Below are 13,753 nucleotides of genomic sequence, written 5' to 3'. Positions count from 1 at the left end.
GCGTCTGCGCCGTTAAAGACCTGCGGCGCGCAGGAAGCTCTTGGTCGTCACACTCCCGAAGCGAACCACGATCCGCCTCACAGGGAAGTGCTCTAGGTGCGGAACGAGGCGCGGACGTGTCCGCCCGCGCCTCGAGAATTCTTTCCGCTGCCGGTCGGCCGCCTTAGCGACGCAGGCCCAGCTTGGTGATCAGAGCGGTGTAACGCGCGCGATCAACCTTGGTCAGGTGGTCCAGAAGACGACGACGCTGCGAGACCATCTTCAGAAGGCCGCGACGCGAGTGGTTGTCTTTCTTGTGGGTCTTGAAGTGCTCGGTCAGGTTGGCGATGCGTTCCGAAAGGATCGCGACCTGGACCTCGGCCGAGCCGGTGTCTGCAGCCGAACGAGCGTTGTCAGCGATGACTTCGCCCTTGCGTTGAGCCGTAATCGACATCGTAGATCTCCATGTTGGAGCCCTGTCGCGCCGCTCGAAAACGAGCGCTAGGGGAGATTGAAAACACGGTCGGGTTCTAGCCGTCCGGCCCGCATGGTGCAGAGCGCGACCAGGGTCTCTCCCACGAAGGCCGACACCGTGCGCGAGCCGGCGGATAGCTGACTCTTCAAGGTTTCAACCTGACGGGGGAGCAGAACGATCGGCCGTCCCTGCCTCAGCGAGAAGGCGTCCTGTTCCGTAACGGCCAGATCCGGGATGTCGTCCAGAGCGGTCGAAACGGGCAGCAAGCCTTCCAAGGCGGCGCCCTTATGCGCCAGATCGACGAGAAAATCCAGAGTGACGGCGTTCTCGGTCGAGAACGGCCCCACCCGCTCGCGCCGCAGGGCCGAAACATGCCCTTCGGCGCCCAGCATGGCGGCCAGGTCGCGGGCCAGGGATCGGACATAGACGCCCTTGCCCGTCCTCATGGTGATCTCGACGTGGTCGGCGTCCGGCGCGTCGGTCACCGCGGCCTCGTGGATCACCACCTTGCGGGTCTCCAGCTCGAACTGCACGCCGTCGCGGGCCAGATCATAGGCGCGCTCGCCGTTGACGCGGATGGCCGAGAACTGGGGCGGCGCCTGGTCGATCTCGCCGACGAAGGTCGGCAGGGCCGCCCTGACCGCCTCGACCGAGGGCCGCACGTCGGAGCGGCCGGTGATCTCGCCCTCGCGGTCGATGCTGTCGGTGGAAATGCCCCAATGGATGGTGAAGCGATAGACCTTCTCGGCGTCCATCATGAAGGGCACCGTCTTGGTCGCCTCCCCCAGGGCGATGGGCAGGATGCCCGAGGCCAGAGGGTCCAGCGTCCCTGCGTGACCCGCCTTCTGGGCGTCGAACAGACGGCGGACCTTGGTCACCGCCTCGGTCGAGCCCACCTCGAACGGCTTGTCGAGGCAGATCCAGCCGTTGACGATCTCGCCCTTCTTGCGGCGCGCCATCAGTCTTCGCCCGACCCTGCCGCGCCTTCTTCCGGTTCGTCGGAACGCGCCAGGTCGGCGCGAATGCGCGGGTCGGCCATCAGCCGGTCCATATAGCTGGCCGCCTCGAAGCTCTCGTCGTGGCGGAACTTCAGGTCCGGGGTGTATTTCATGTCGATGTGGCGGCCCAACTGGCCACGCAGGAATTTGGCGTGGGTGTTCAGGGCCTTGATGATCACCGACTCCTGGCCCGCCGTCTCGGCGCTCTCGACGCCGGCGCCCAGGGGCTCGACGAAGCAGGTGGCGTGACGAAGATCCGGCGACAGCCGCACCTCGGTCACGGTGATCGATACGCCCAGCAGGGCCTCGTCGTGGATCGCGTTCTCGCGCAGCACGTCGACCAGGGCGTGACGGATCAGTTCGCCGGCGCGCAGTTGGCGCTGCGAGGGCCCCTGGGGACCGGTGGCGTTACGGGTATGCTGTTTGCGGCTCATGGCGGCCTCCCTTGTCGCTCGCCGGGGATCGGACGCCGGCTAAAAAAGCGAAGGGCGCGGTCTAGTCGCGGACGGGCTGCAAGTCCAGCTTGGCCGCATCGCGCTCGGCGCGGGCGGCCGTCCGCATCACCTCGCCAGAGGTCATGGCGCGCAAAGGCCGGATCGGCAGGCCCGCCGCCGACAGCAGGTCCGCCGTCCAGTGGTTGCACAGATGGCCGATCCAGAAGGTCTCGCGGCTGGCGAAGAAACGCGCGTCATCTCCGGGCCGGACGGCCGTCAACACCGGACCGCCCGCCGCATCGGTCGCCAGCGAGGCCTGCACCCGCCCCCGCAAGGCCGCCATGCCGGCCGACGACAGCCTCAGGACCTGACGATCCTCGGCGCGAAAGCGCCGCGCCGGATCGCCCGCTTCGGGGTCCAGCATGATGACCGAGGCGTTGCCCGGCTTGAAGAAGGCTCGCGCGCCGTCGGCCAATCGTCCCGAAATCGGGCTCTGATCGACATAGAAGACCGCGTCGCCCCAGCCGATCAGCACCCAGTCGCCGGGCGCCAGGCGCGCCGTGGCCTCGGCCAGGGGCCCGCCTCCCATCAGCAAGGCCGTGCGCGGCACGGCCAGGTCGGTGTGGAAGCCGTTGTCGAGGAGATAGACCGTCACCCCCGCCTCATCGGGCGAGGCCGGATAGAGGGCCGCGTCGCCCGGCCGGGTCAGGGTCCACAGGGCTGCAGCCAGCCCGATCAGGCCCGCCAGCAGGAACCGGCCCGGCGGCGTCATGATCCTCAGTTCGGGCCGTAGGCCACGGGCGCGTCTCGCGCCGGGCTATTGCCCTGCTGCGTCGCCCATTCGCCGCGATAGTCGTAGTTCAGCTCGACGCAGTGGCGATACTGACCGTCGCTCCAGCGGCCCACCGCCTGCATGGTCATGGGACGCCCCGCCTTGACCCGGCCGATCACCAGCCAGCTCTCTTCCGCTCCTGGACACAGGGCGCGCGACAGGCCGCGTCCGTCGCCTTCCTGCACAATGGAATAGACGCCGCTCTCGCTGGCGCCCGCCGGCAGGGCGCGACGCACCGCGTCGGGACCGCCACGCTCGAACCGGGCCGACCCGCGCGAGGTGCTGGAAAACAGATTGCGCACGGCCACGGCCCCGAACAGGCCGCGCTCGACCTCCAGGGTCACGCCGCGCGTCAGGGCCTGGGTCGTGCGATCGCGGGCGTCAAAGGCCAGAAAGCGGGTGTCGGCGGCAGCGGACCCGGCCAGGGCCGAGGCGGCGACCAGGATCACAGGCAAGATGTGGCGACGCATGGCGGCCCCTCGATGAACGCCCCCCGGCGACCCGCGGACCCTAGACGGGCCGGCCGCCGTCGTGAAGCCTCGCCCAAAGACAAAAGGCGCGGTCCCTTGCGAGACCGCGCCCTGATGCCTTGGACAGACCCTGACGGCCTAGTCCAGCGTGCGCTTGACCGATTCCACGGTGAAGCACTCGATGTAGTCGCCTTCCTTGATGTCCTGGAAGCCCTGGAACTGCATGCCGCATTCCTGGCCCGAGGGCACTTCGTTGACCTCGTCCTTGAAGCGCTTGAGCGTGTTGAGCACGCCCAGTTCCAGCACCACCACGTCGTCGCGGATGATGCGGACGCGCGCGCCCTTGCGGACCACGCCTTCCGACACCCGGCAACCGGCGATCTTGCCGATCTTGGTGATGTCGAAGACCTGCAGCACCTTGGCGTTGCCGAGGAAGGTTTCGCGCTGGAGCGGCGCCAGCATGCCCGAAAGCACGCCCTTCATGTCGTCCAGCAGGTCGTAGATGATCGAGTAGTAGCGGATCTCGACGCCTTCACGCTCAGCCAGATCGCGCGCCTGCTTGGACGCACGGACGTTGAAGCCGAGGATCGGCGCCCCGGCCGACTTGGCCAGGTTGACGTCGCTCTCGGTGATGCCGCCGGCGCCCGAATAGACGGTGCGGGCGCGGACTTCGTCGTTGCCCATCTTCTCCAGCGAGCCAACGATGGCTTCGGCCGAACCCTGCACATCCGCCTTGATGACGACCGGCAGTTCGTTGACCTTCTTGGACTGCAGCTTCGACATCATGTCGACCAGCGAGACCGATCCGCCCGAGACCTGGTTCTTCTCGCGGCGCGCACGCTCGCGATACTCGGTCAGTTCACGGGCGCGAGCCTCGCTCTCCACCACGGCGAAGACGTCGCCCGGCGACGGCGCTTCCGACAGGCCGAGGATCTCGACCGGGACGGAGGGACCGGCTTCGGTCAGTTGAGCATTGCGTTCGTCCAGCAGGGCGCGCGCCTTGCCCCAGGCGGAGCCGGCCACGACGATGTCGCCGCGCTTCAGCGTGCCGCGCTTGACCAGGACGGTGGCGACCGGGCCGCGGCCCTTGTCCAGCTTGGCCTCGATGACCACGCCTTCGGCCGAACGGTCCGGGTTGGCACGCAGGTCCATGACCTCGGCCTGCAGCAGGATGGCGTTGATCAGACCGTCGAGGTTGATGCGGTTCTTGGCCGACACCTCGATGATCTGGGTGTCGCCGCCCAGGCTTTCGGCGATGACTTCGTGCTGCAGCAGCTCGTTGACGATCTTCTGCGAGTTGGCGTCCGGCTTGTCGATCTTGTTGACCGCGACGATCAGGGGCGCGTCGGCCGCCTTGGCGTGACGGATGGCTTCGATCGTCTGCGGCATGACGCCGTCGTCGGCGGCCACGACCAGGACCACGATGTCGGTGACGGTGGCGCCGCGCGCCCGCATCGCCGAGAAGGCGGCGTGGCCCGGGGTGTCCAGGAAGGTGACGCGTTGGCCGTCTTCCAGGCGCACCTGATAGGCGCCGATGTGCTGGGTGATGCCGCCGGCTTCGCCTGCGGCCACATCCGTGGTGCGCAGGGCGTCCAGCAGGCTGGTCTTGCCGTGGTCGACGTGGCCCATGATGGCCACGACCGGCGGACGCGGCGTGGTGGCGTCCTCGTCGTCGGCCTCGGCGATGAAGCCGGTTTCGACGTCGGATTCCGACACGCGCTTGACGGTCATGCCGAACTCTTCGGCCACCAGTTCGGCGGTGTCGGAGTCGATCACGTCGTTGATCTTCATCATCATGCCCTGACGCATCAGGAACTTGATGATGTCGACGCCGCGGACGGCCATCCGGTTGGACAGCTCCTGCACGGTGATGACGTCGGGGATGACCACTTCACGCGCCGTACGCGGCTCGTCGGTGGACCCGCCCTTGCGCTTTTCCTTCTCGCGTTCGCGGGCGCGGCGGACCGAAGCCAGCGAGCGCATGCGCTCGGCGGTGTCGCCGTCGCCGGCGACCGACTGGATGGTCAGGCGGCCTTCACGGCGCTTGGGTTCGCCACGCGTGCGGCTGACGGCCTTGCCGGCGTCAGAGAAGCGCTTGTCGCGGTCGTCCTCGGGACGGACCGGACGGCCGAAGCCGGCGCCGGGCGCGCGGCTGGGACGGGCCACGTCCGGCGTGGCCGGCGGGGCGTTCGGGGCCGGACGGCCGCCGGGGCCGGTGCGGGCCGCGCCAGGACGAGCGGCGCCGGGCGCCGGTTTCGGGTTCAGAGCCGAATAGCGGACGGTCTGGCTGGCGGCCGGACGGGCGCCCTGCGGACGATCGCCCTGGGGACGAGCGCCTTGCGGACGGTCCGAAGCCTGCGGACGGTCGGACTGCGGACGATCGCCGTCGCCCATGGCCTGTTCGCGAGCCGAACGGCCGCCGAAAGCAGGGCGCTCGATCGGCGCGCGGCCGGTCGGAATCTTGGGTGCGCGCTGGCCGAAGTTGACCACCGGACGCGCCGGCGCAGCCGGACGCGGGGCCGGAGCAACCGGCGCCGGGGTCGGCGCGGGCGTCGGCGCCGGAACGATCGGCTTGGGCAGCTCGACCTTGGGCAGTTCCACCTTGGGCGCGGCGGGCTTGGCCGGGGCGGCCGGCGGCGCGGCGGCCGTCAGCTTGGCGGCTTCGGCGCGAGCGGCGTCAGCGGCGGCCTTGGCGGCGGCGGCTTCGGCGCGGGCGGCCTCGGCAGCCTTCTCGGCGGCGGCGGCCTGATCGCGCTGAGCGGCTTCGCGAGCGACCTTCTCGGCGTCGGCGGCGCGGGCGCGTTCAGCCTGAGCCTGGGTGGCCAGGGCGATGGCGCGGCGACGCGCCTCCTGTTCCTCGACCGACAGGGCGCCGCCGGCCGGACCGCCGCGCGGCGCATTGCTGCGCGGCGCGTTGGAGCCGCCCTGATCGGCGCGCGGACGCGAGACGTCGAAGCCCTGCGGACGCTGATGTCCAGGCGCAGCGCCGGCGCGACGCTTCGTCTCGACGACCACGGTCTTGGACCGTCCATGGCTGAAGCTCTGCTTCACGGTGCCGGTCGAGACCGATCCCGCAGCGCGCGGCTTCAGGCTCAGCGGAGCGCGCGGCCCCGTTTGAGAAGGCGCGTTGGCAGGGGTCTTACCGTCTTCGGTCTTGTCGTTTTCGTCGCTCATCCGGTCGCTTTACTCGGGGCGGAGAATTCCGCCATCGTCTCGTCAAACACCCATAGCCGGGCGTGGTCCCGCTCCCTTGTCAGGAAACAGGTCCTCGCCCGCCAAAAGCCTCAGGCTCTCGTTCCGGGGTCTCGCCCCGGTCGTCCTCGGCGCCGTCGCCGGGGCCGTTCCGGCGCCAGCTCTCTGGACGCAGAGGCCGAAATCCCGCCAGTCGCTCGACCTCAAGGGTCCAACGATCAGCTCGCCCGCCTTGCAGCAGGACGGCGTGTATCGCATTTTCCAGCCCAAGGGCCAAACTCAAATCGTCCGCCGTGAATGCGCCGCAGATTTTGGGCGCCGGGGACGGGTGTTTCGCCAGGGCCAGAAGCTTGCCTCGACCGTCGGCGGACCCGTCCGCCGCCTCGATGACCCAGGCCGCTCGCCCGCCGCGAATGGCGGCGGCGCTCTTTTCGAAGCCAGAGATAAGCACGCCTTCGCGCCGGGCAAGGCCCAGTTGGTCGAGACAGCGCCGCACCAGCAGCTTCTCGACCAGATCCGCCAGGTCCGCCGCCGGTTTCAGCGGCGCCTTGGCCGAGCGGGCGAACAGGTTTTTCTTCACCGCCGTCTCGATCGAGGCGCGGTCGGCGGCGACCCAGAGGCCGCGGCCGGGCAGCTTGCGCGCCAGATCGGGCGCGACCGAGCCGTCCGGCGCCGGCACGAAGCGGATCAGGCGAGATTCATCGAGAACCTGGCGGGTCACCAGGTCCTGACGGTCTCTATCGATCAGCGCCTCGTTCGGGGTCATGGACGGTTGCGGCTCCCATCAGTCTTGCGACGGCTCGAGGTCTTCGGCGAAGACCTCCGCATCGACATCAACGGCTTCAGCCGCGTATTCGGCGCCCTCTTCACCGGCTTCGGCGAAGATTTCTTCCTCATACTCGGGCTCTTCGACCTGCGGCAGTTCCGAAGCGTCGATCCAGCCAGCGGCCACGCGGGCCTGCAGGATCAGCAGCTCGGCGTCCTGTTGCGACAGGTTGAAGCTCTCCAGCACGCCCGGAACCTTCACGCGCTCGCCGTTGCGGACTTCATAGCCGCCGCGGATTTCGTCGGTGGCCAGGTCGGCCAGGTCTTCGACCGTCTTCACACCGCCTTCGCCCAGGGCGACGGCGATGGCGCCGGTCACGCCCGGAACGTTCAGGACGTCGTCCTCGACGCCCAGGGCCACGCGCTTGGCGTCCAGTTCGGCGGCCTTGCGGTCCAGGAACTCACGGGCGCGGGTCTGCAGTTCTTCGGCGGTGTCCTCGTCGAAGCCTTCGATCTCGGAGACTTCGTAGGATTCGACGAAGGCCAGGTCCTCGACCGTGGCGAAGCCTTCGGTGACCAGCAGCTGGGCGATGGTTTCGTCGACGTCCAGGGCTTCCTGGAACAGGGCGGTCCGCTCGGCGAACTCCTTCTGGCGACGCTCCGAGTCCTGGCTTTCGGTGATGATGTCGATCTGCCAGCCGGTCAGCTGCGAGGCCAGGCGCACGTTCTGGCCGCGACGGCCGATGGCCAGCGACAGCTGTTCGTCCGGCACCACGACTTCGACGCGGTCAGCGTCTTCGTCCATGACCACCTTGGCCACTTCGGCCGGGGCCAGGGCGTTGACGATGAAGGTGGGCTCGTCGTCGTTCCACTGGATGATGTCGATCTTCTCGCCCTGCAGTTCGGCGACGACCGCCTGAACGCGCGAGCCGCGCATGCCGACGCAGGCGCCGACAGGGTCGATCGAGCTGTCGTTCGACAGGACGGCCATCTTGGCGCGCGAACCGGCGTCGCGAGCGGCGGCGCGGATCTCGATCACGCCGTCATAGACTTCCGGCACTTCCTGGGCGAACAGCTTGGCCATGAAGCCCGGATGGGCGCGGCTCAGCATGACCTGCGGGCCCTTGGCCTCGGGACGGACGTCATAGATGTAGGTGCGGACGCGGTCGCCGACGTTGAAGACTTCGCGCGGGATCGACTGGTCGCGGCGCATGATGCCTTCGCCACGGCCCAGGTCGACGATGGTGTTGCCGTATTCGACGCGCTTGACCGTGCCGTTGACGATCTCGCCGACGCGATCCTTGAACTCTTCGTACTGGTTGGCGCGCTCGGCCTCACGGACCTTGCCGGTCACGACCTGGCGAGCCATCTGGGTCTGGACGCGGCCGAACTCGAACGGCGGCAGGACCTCGATGTATTCCTTGCCGACCTCGGCTTCCGGGTCGCGCTTGGAGGCGTCGTTCAGGCGCACCATGGCGCTGTCGTTGAACTCTTCCAGCTCATCTTCCGGCTGCCAGTCGTCGGGCACGATGGTGACGTGGCGGGTCAGCGACAGCTCGCCGGTCTTGTGGTCGATCTTGGCGCGGATGTCGTGATGGGCGCCGTAGCGCGACTTGGCGCCCTTCTGGATCGCCTCCTCGATCGCCTCGATGACGATTTCCTTGTCGATGTTCTTCTCACGCGCGACGGCGTCGGCGATCGAGAGCAGTTCGAGACGGTTGGCGGAAATACCGGTGACGGCCATCAGGCTTTGTCCTTGGTCGAGGTCGGGTTGGTTTGTTCGTCTTCAGCCGCGCCTTCCGGCAGGCCGTCGTCTTCGGGTTCGCCGCGCGCCGCGCGCAGAGCCGCGCCGCGCTTCAGCAGTTCGTCGGTCAGCACCAACTTGGCGTCCGCAACCCATTCAAACGGGATCAGGGCCGTATCGTCCTCGCCGTCCAGATCGATGGCGACATTCTCGCCCTCGACGCCGGCCAGCACGCCCTTGAAGCGTTTGCGGCCCTCGACCATGCGGTCGGTTTCCAGACGGGCCTCAAAGCCTTCGAACAGTTGGAAGTCCAGCAGGCGGGTCAGCGGCCGGTCGATGCCGGGCGACGACACCTCCAGCAGGTACTCGCCCGAGATCGGGTCGGCGGCGTCGAACACTTCCGACACGGCGCGCGACAGACGGGCGCATTCCTCGACCGAGATGTCGTTGTCGATCACGCGCTCGGCCATGATCTGCAGGCGGCGACGCAGGGTGCCGCCCATCAGGCGCACGCGCACGACGGCCAACCCCAGGCTCTCGGCCACGGGGTCGATCATCTCCAGCAGGGCGCGGTCTTCAGCGGTCTTGGCGCGCAAGGGTCAGGTCCAAATACAAAAGCGGCGGTCCGTCCGGGCCGCCGCTTGAAACGACGCCGTTGGACGCCGGTCTAACGATGTGAGCGGTCATATAGGCGAAAGCGGGGGCCGTGTCAGCCCCCGCCGTCGTCAGACCTTCAGAACTCCTCCCAGCCGTCCGTGACCACGGCCAGGGCCGGTTTGCGGGCGGCGCCGCCGGTGCTGCGCAGGGCCGCGACTGTCTGGGCCACCGGCTGCGGCGCGCGCACCGACGCCGGCTTGGGCGCGACGGGGGCTGCGGCCTGACCGGTGCGGAAACGCGACACCGAGGCGGCCAGAATGTCGGCCTCTTGCGACAGCGAATGACTGGCGGCGGTCGACTGCTCGACCATTGCGGCGTTCTGCTGGGTGACCTGATCCATCTGGTTCACGGCGGTGTTGACCTGTTGCAGGCCGGTGGCCTGCTCCTGGGCCGAGGCCGAGATTTCGCTTACCAGACCGTCGATTTCGGCCACGCGGCTGACGATGCGTTGCAGGGCCTCGCCCGTCTGACCCACCAGGTTGACGCCGGCGCCGACCTGCTGACCCGAGGCGGAAATCAGGGTCTTGATCTCCTTGGCCGCTTCCGCCGAACGTTGCGCCAGGGCCCGAACTTCCGAGGCGACCACGGCGAAGCCGCGCCCCGCATCGCCCGCACGGGCGGCTTCGACCCCGGCGTTCAGAGCCAGAAGATTGGTCTGGAAGGCGATCTCGTCGATCACGCCGATGATATTGCCGATTTCAGCCGAAGACTGCTCGATGGCGTTCATGGCCTGGACCGCATCGCGAACGATGACGCCGCTCTTTTCGGCGTCGCCGCGCGCCGACTGGACCACGCCCGACGCCTGACGGGCGCCGTCGGCGGTCTTGTTCACCGTGGCGGTGATCTGATCCAGGGCGGCGGCGGTTTCTTCCAGGCTGGCGGCCTGCTGCTCGGTGCGGCGCGACAGGTCGTCCGAGGCCTGGCTGATTTCGCTGGAGCCCGAACGGATGGCGGCGACATTGTCGACCACCACGGCCACGGCCTGTTCCAGCTGGGCGATGGCGGTGTTGAAGTCGGTCTTCAGCTGTTCCGAACGCTGCGCCACCTGGGCGGTCATCCGATGGGTCAGGTCGCCGTTGGCCATGGCCTGCAGACCCTGGCCCAGGGCGGTGACGGCCACGCGGTCTTCCTCGGCGATACGGGCCTTCTCGGCCTCGACGCGGGCGCGCTCTTCCTCGGCCTCCTGTCTCGCGACAGCGGCTTCGACTTCCAGGCGCTCATTGGCGATGGCGGCGTCGCGGAACACTTCCAGGGCTCCGGCCATGCGGCCGATCTCGTCATGGCGGGCCAGGCCCGGAATGGGGGCGGTCTTGTCGCCCTCGGCCAGACGTTTCATGCGGTCGGCCAGGGCTGCGACCGGCCCGGCGACCGAACGGCCCAGCCTCCAGCCGGCCACGCCCATGGCCAGCGCCACCAGCAGCGCCATGCCGCCCAGGGTCAGGGCCGCGCGCGCCACGGCGGCGACGATCTGATCCGTATAGACGCCCGAGCCGACCACCCAGCCCCAGGGCGCGAAGGCCTTGACGTAGGAGACCTTGGAGGCCGGCTCTTCCTGACCCGGCTTGGCCCAGCGGTAGTTGAGGAAGCCGGCGCCGTCGCGACGGGCGATCTCGGTCATCTCGCGGAACATGAAGACGCCGTCGGCGTCGGTCTTGGTGCTCAGGTCCTGACCCTCCAGCTGCGGGCTGAAGGGGTGCATGACCATGCGCGGCTGCATGTCGTTGACCCAGAAATAGTCGTCCTGGCCATAGCGCAGGGCGCGCAGGGTCGACAGGGCCGCCGCCTGGGCCTGGGGCCGCGTCATGACGCCCAGCTGTTCCTGGGCCTGATAATGGGACACGACGCTATGGGCGACCTCGACCGTCTTCTTGGTCCGGTCGGCGATCTCGGCGCGCATCACGCCGTCGAGCTTCATCAGAGAGAGGCCCGTCACCAAAAGCAGGCCGGCCACCGCCAGCACCGACAGCAGGTTCACCCTGCCGCCGATCGTCAAACTACGCATTCGTCATATCCCCTGACTGTCAGGGTCAGGATGAAGAACGCCGGTAAACGTCGAGGAAAATCCGCCCTGCGTAGAAACCCCTGCGTAGCGGCCCTTACGACTAAGGTCTTAGGCCTGACGCTCGAACTCGAGGAAGATCGGCGTGGTGTCGCCCAGCTTCTTTTCCTCATAGCGGGTGACGACGTGATCGGCCGGCACGGCGAACCAGTCAGCGCCTTCAGCCTCGATCCGCGTCAGGCCCGGCGTGCGCGCCAGCCGCTCCAGCGCCCACTCGGCATAGTCCAGCCAGTCGGTGACGAAGCGAACCCGACCGCCGGGCTTCAACAGGCGGGCGATCTCGACCGCCGTCTCGTCCTGCAACAGGCGGCGCTTGTTGTGGCGCGCCTTGTGCCAGGGGTCGGGGAACAGGATCATCACCCGGTCCAGCGAGGCGTCCGGCAGGGCCGTCATCACCGCACGGGCGTCGTCGGCGTGCAGGCGCACGTTCTTCAGACCGCCCTCTTCCACATGGCGCAAGGCCGAGGCCACGCCGTTGAGGAAGGGCTCGCAGCCGATCATCAGGGCGTCGGGGTTGCGCGCCGCCTGTTCGGCCAGGTGCTCGCCGCCGCCAAAGCCGATCTCCAGCCAGGCCTGCTTGGCGCCCGGCATCAGGCTCTGCGGGTCGATCGGGCCCTTGCTTGGGTCCGGCACGGCGATCTGCGGCATCAGGGTGTCGAACAGGGCCGCCTGACGCGCCTTGATCGGCCGCGACTTGATGCGCCCGAACGAGCGCAGCGGGCCGTGGGCCTGGGCCCACTCGGGGCGGTCGGCGTCGAAGGCGGGCAGATCGGCGGGGTCGGACTTGTCGGTCATGGCGCGCGCTCTAGCCGTTTACGCCCGACGGCGCAAAGTCGATCAGCCCCCATCTAGCCCCAGAGACCGCGCGGCGTTGTCGGCGTCGAGGGGGTGGCCGGCACGCTGGTCGAAGGACGCCTCGCCGCCACGGGCGCCGCCGCCGGACGCCGGTTCATGCCCATCTTCGTCCCCAACTCCATCAGGGCGCGGACGCGGTTGCCAGTGGCCGGGTGGGTCGAGAACAGGTTGTCCGCCCCCTTCCCGTTCAAGGGATTGATGATGAACATATGGGCCGTGGCCGGATTGCGCTCGGCCGGGACATTCACCGCCCCGCGGGCATAGGCCTCGATCTTCTGCAGGGCTGAGGCCAGGGCGTGCGGATCATTGGCGATCTCGGCGCCGACCCGGTCGGCCTCATATTCGCGGGCGCGGCTGATGGCCATCTGCACCAGCCCCGCCGCCATGGGCGCCAGCAGCATCAGGGCGATGGTCCCGATCAGACCGCCAGGACGCTCGCGGTCGTCGCCGCCGCCGAAGAAGAGCGCGAAATTGGCCAGCATGGCGATGGCGCCCGCCACCGTCGCCGTGACCGTCATGGTCAGGGTGTCGCGGTTCTTCACATGGGCCAGTTCGTGGGCCATCACGCCCCTCACCTCTTCACGCGTCAGCATGTCCAGCAGGCCGCTGGTCGCGGCCACGGCGGCGTTCTGCGGATTACGGCCAGTGGCGAAGGCGTTGGGCTGGTCGTTGGGGATGATGGTGATGGTCGGCAGGGGCAGGCCTGCGTCCGTCGCCATCTGCTTGACGTCGGCGACATAGGCCCGGACCACGGCGTTGGGATGGGTCTCGTCCACCACCTGGGCCCTGTACATCTTCAGCACGATCTTGTCGGCGTTCCAGTAGCTGAACAGGTTCATCGCCGCCGCCACGGCCAGGGCGATGGCCATGCCCATCGCGCCGCCGATCAGATAGCCCAAACCCATGAACAGGGCGGTCATCATGGCCAGCAGGGCGAAGGTCTTGAGATGGTTCATGCGGTCCAGGCGGCGTCAGGGGTGGCGAAGAAGTCCTGAACGTCTATGTGAGGCCGTGTTTCCTCGCCCTCAAGGCAGACCCCCTGTGACCGAACAGCCCACCCCGCCAGCCGCTGACGATGTTGAAACGGCCCCCGCCTTCAACGCCGACGTGCCCCACGCCACCCCGGAGCGGCCTTTGAGCGAGATCGCGCGTCGCGCCCTGCTGGAAGCGGCCGAACGTCGCAAGGCGAGCGAAGAGGTGGTTCTGGACACCGAACACGGCGGTCCGCGCGGCCCCGAACCGACCCGCTACGGCGACTGGGAAAAGAAGGGTCTGGCCGTCGATTTCTGAGCT

13 protein-coding genes are annotated in these 13,753 nt (G+C 68.4%); 1 reads left to right on the top strand and 12 read right to left on the bottom strand.

The genetic code is table 11. The features are described from left to right. Nucleotides 1-163 precede the first annotated feature (163 nt). The 12 genes from rpsO to htpX all read right to left on the bottom strand — a co-directional run bounded on the left by rpsO (nt 164) and on the right by htpX (nt 13,416). On the bottom strand, nt 164-433 hold the full coding sequence (gene rpsO, locus CQ039_RS14920) for a 30S ribosomal protein S15 (protein ID WP_105564585.1): 270 nt from the start codon (nt 431-433) through the stop codon (nt 164-166). A 47-nt stretch (nt 434-480) separates the two neighbouring features. Continuing rightward, nucleotides 481-1,413: a tRNA pseudouridine(55) synthase TruB gene (truB, locus tag CQ039_RS14915; protein WP_105564584.1), complete on the bottom strand. Its 933-nt coding sequence runs from the start codon at nt 1,411-1,413 to the stop codon at nt 481-483. Further along, a complete protein-coding gene (gene rbfA, locus CQ039_RS14910; protein WP_105564583.1) occupies nt 1,413-1,886 on the bottom strand; it encodes a 30S ribosome-binding factor RbfA in 474 nt (157 codons plus the stop codon). Before rbfA ends, truB begins: the two co-directional genes overlap by 1 nt. Before the next feature lie 61 nt (nt 1,887-1,947). Continuing rightward, nucleotides 1,948-2,658, bottom strand: coding sequence for a DUF2459 domain-containing protein (locus tag CQ039_RS14905; RefSeq protein ID WP_105564582.1), 711 nt, complete (start codon nt 2,656-2,658; stop codon nt 1,948-1,950). Nucleotides 2,659-2,663: 5 nt separating this feature from the next. Then, nucleotides 2,664-3,188 carry a hypothetical protein gene (locus CQ039_RS14900; protein WP_105564581.1) on the bottom strand — a complete coding sequence of 175 codons (525 nt, stop codon included), beginning with the start codon at nt 3,186-3,188 and terminating at the stop codon, nt 2,664-2,666. 138 nt (nt 3,189-3,326) lie between these two features. Next, nucleotides 3,327-6,362, bottom strand: coding sequence for a translation initiation factor IF-2 (gene infB, locus CQ039_RS14895; protein WP_105564580.1), 3,036 nt, complete (start codon nt 6,360-6,362; stop codon nt 3,327-3,329). Between the two features lie 79 nt (nt 6,363-6,441). Continuing rightward, nucleotides 6,442-7,146: an RNA-binding protein gene (locus tag CQ039_RS14890; RefSeq protein ID WP_105564579.1), complete on the bottom strand. Its 705-nt coding sequence runs from the start codon at nt 7,144-7,146 to the stop codon at nt 6,442-6,444. A gap of 18 nt (nt 7,147-7,164) precedes the next feature. Continuing rightward, nucleotides 7,165-8,889, bottom strand: a complete 1,725-nt coding sequence (nusA, locus tag CQ039_RS14885; protein WP_105564578.1) for a transcription termination factor NusA — start codon at nt 8,887-8,889, stop codon at nt 7,165-7,167. Continuing rightward, nucleotides 8,889-9,485, bottom strand: coding sequence for a ribosome maturation factor RimP (gene rimP, locus CQ039_RS14880; RefSeq protein WP_105564577.1), 597 nt, complete (start codon nt 9,483-9,485; stop codon nt 8,889-8,891). Before rimP ends, nusA begins: the two co-directional genes overlap by 1 nt. 137 nt (nt 9,486-9,622) lie before the next feature. After that, a complete protein-coding gene (locus CQ039_RS14875) occupies nt 9,623-11,548 on the bottom strand; it encodes a methyl-accepting chemotaxis protein (RefSeq protein WP_105564576.1) in 1,926 nt (641 codons plus the stop codon). A gap of 108 nt (nt 11,549-11,656) precedes the next feature. Further along, nucleotides 11,657-12,400, bottom strand: a complete 744-nt coding sequence (gene trmB, locus CQ039_RS14870) for a tRNA (guanosine(46)-N7)-methyltransferase TrmB (protein WP_105564575.1) — start codon at nt 12,398-12,400, stop codon at nt 11,657-11,659. 53 nt (nt 12,401-12,453) lie between these two features. Then, on the bottom strand, nt 12,454-13,416 hold the full coding sequence (gene htpX, locus CQ039_RS14865; protein ID WP_105564574.1) for a zinc metalloprotease HtpX: 963 nt from the start codon (nt 13,414-13,416) through the stop codon (nt 12,454-12,456). 85 nt (nt 13,417-13,501) lie between these two features. Here htpX and CQ039_RS14860 point away from each other — a divergent pair, with 85 nt between their 5' ends. Continuing rightward, a complete protein-coding gene (locus CQ039_RS14860; protein WP_233190310.1) occupies nt 13,502-13,750 on the top strand; it encodes a DUF1674 domain-containing protein in 249 nt (82 codons plus the stop codon). Nucleotides 13,751-13,753: the final 3 nt, after the last annotated feature.

Source organism: Brevundimonas sp. MYb52 (genome assembly GCF_002979535.1).
Taxonomy (GTDB): Bacteria; Pseudomonadota; Alphaproteobacteria; order Caulobacterales; family Caulobacteraceae; genus Brevundimonas.
The sequence above is the reverse complement of the archived record's forward strand: the minus strand, read 5'-3'. Positions and strand labels throughout refer to the sequence as shown.

Bases quoted from the DNA above. Each gene is read 5' to 3' on its own strand.
- rpsO (WP_105564585.1), bottom strand. From the start codon at position 433: ATGTCGATTACGGCTCAACGCAAGGGCGAAGTCATCGCTGACAACGCT.
- htpX (WP_105564574.1), bottom strand. From the start codon at position 13,416: ATGAACCATCTCAAGACCTTCGCCCTGCTGGCCATGATGACCGCCCTG.
- truB (WP_105564584.1), bottom strand. From the start codon at position 1,413: ATGGCGCGCCGCAAGAAGGGCGAGATCGTCAACGGCTGGATCTGCCTC.
- nusA (WP_105564578.1), bottom strand. From the start codon at position 8,889: ATGGCCGTCACCGGTATTTCCGCCAACCGTCTCGAACTGCTCTCGATC.
- CQ039_RS14905 (WP_105564582.1), bottom strand. From the start codon at position 2,658: ATGACGCCGCCGGGCCGGTTCCTGCTGGCGGGCCTGATCGGGCTGGCT.
- CQ039_RS14875 (WP_105564576.1), bottom strand. From the start codon at position 11,548: ATGCGTAGTTTGACGATCGGCGGCAGGGTGAACCTGCTGTCGGTGCTG.
- trmB (WP_105564575.1), bottom strand. From the start codon at position 12,400: ATGACCGACAAGTCCGACCCCGCCGATCTGCCCGCCTTCGACGCCGAC.
- rbfA (WP_105564583.1), bottom strand. From the start codon at position 1,886: ATGAGCCGCAAACAGCATACCCGTAACGCCACCGGTCCCCAGGGGCCC.
- CQ039_RS14890 (WP_105564579.1), bottom strand. From the start codon at position 7,146: ATGACCCCGAACGAGGCGCTGATCGATAGAGACCGTCAGGACCTGGTG.
- infB (WP_105564580.1), bottom strand. From the start codon at position 6,362: ATGAGCGACGAAAACGACAAGACCGAAGACGGTAAGACCCCTGCCAAC.
- CQ039_RS14900 (WP_105564581.1), bottom strand. From the start codon at position 3,188: ATGCGTCGCCACATCTTGCCTGTGATCCTGGTCGCCGCCTCGGCCCTG.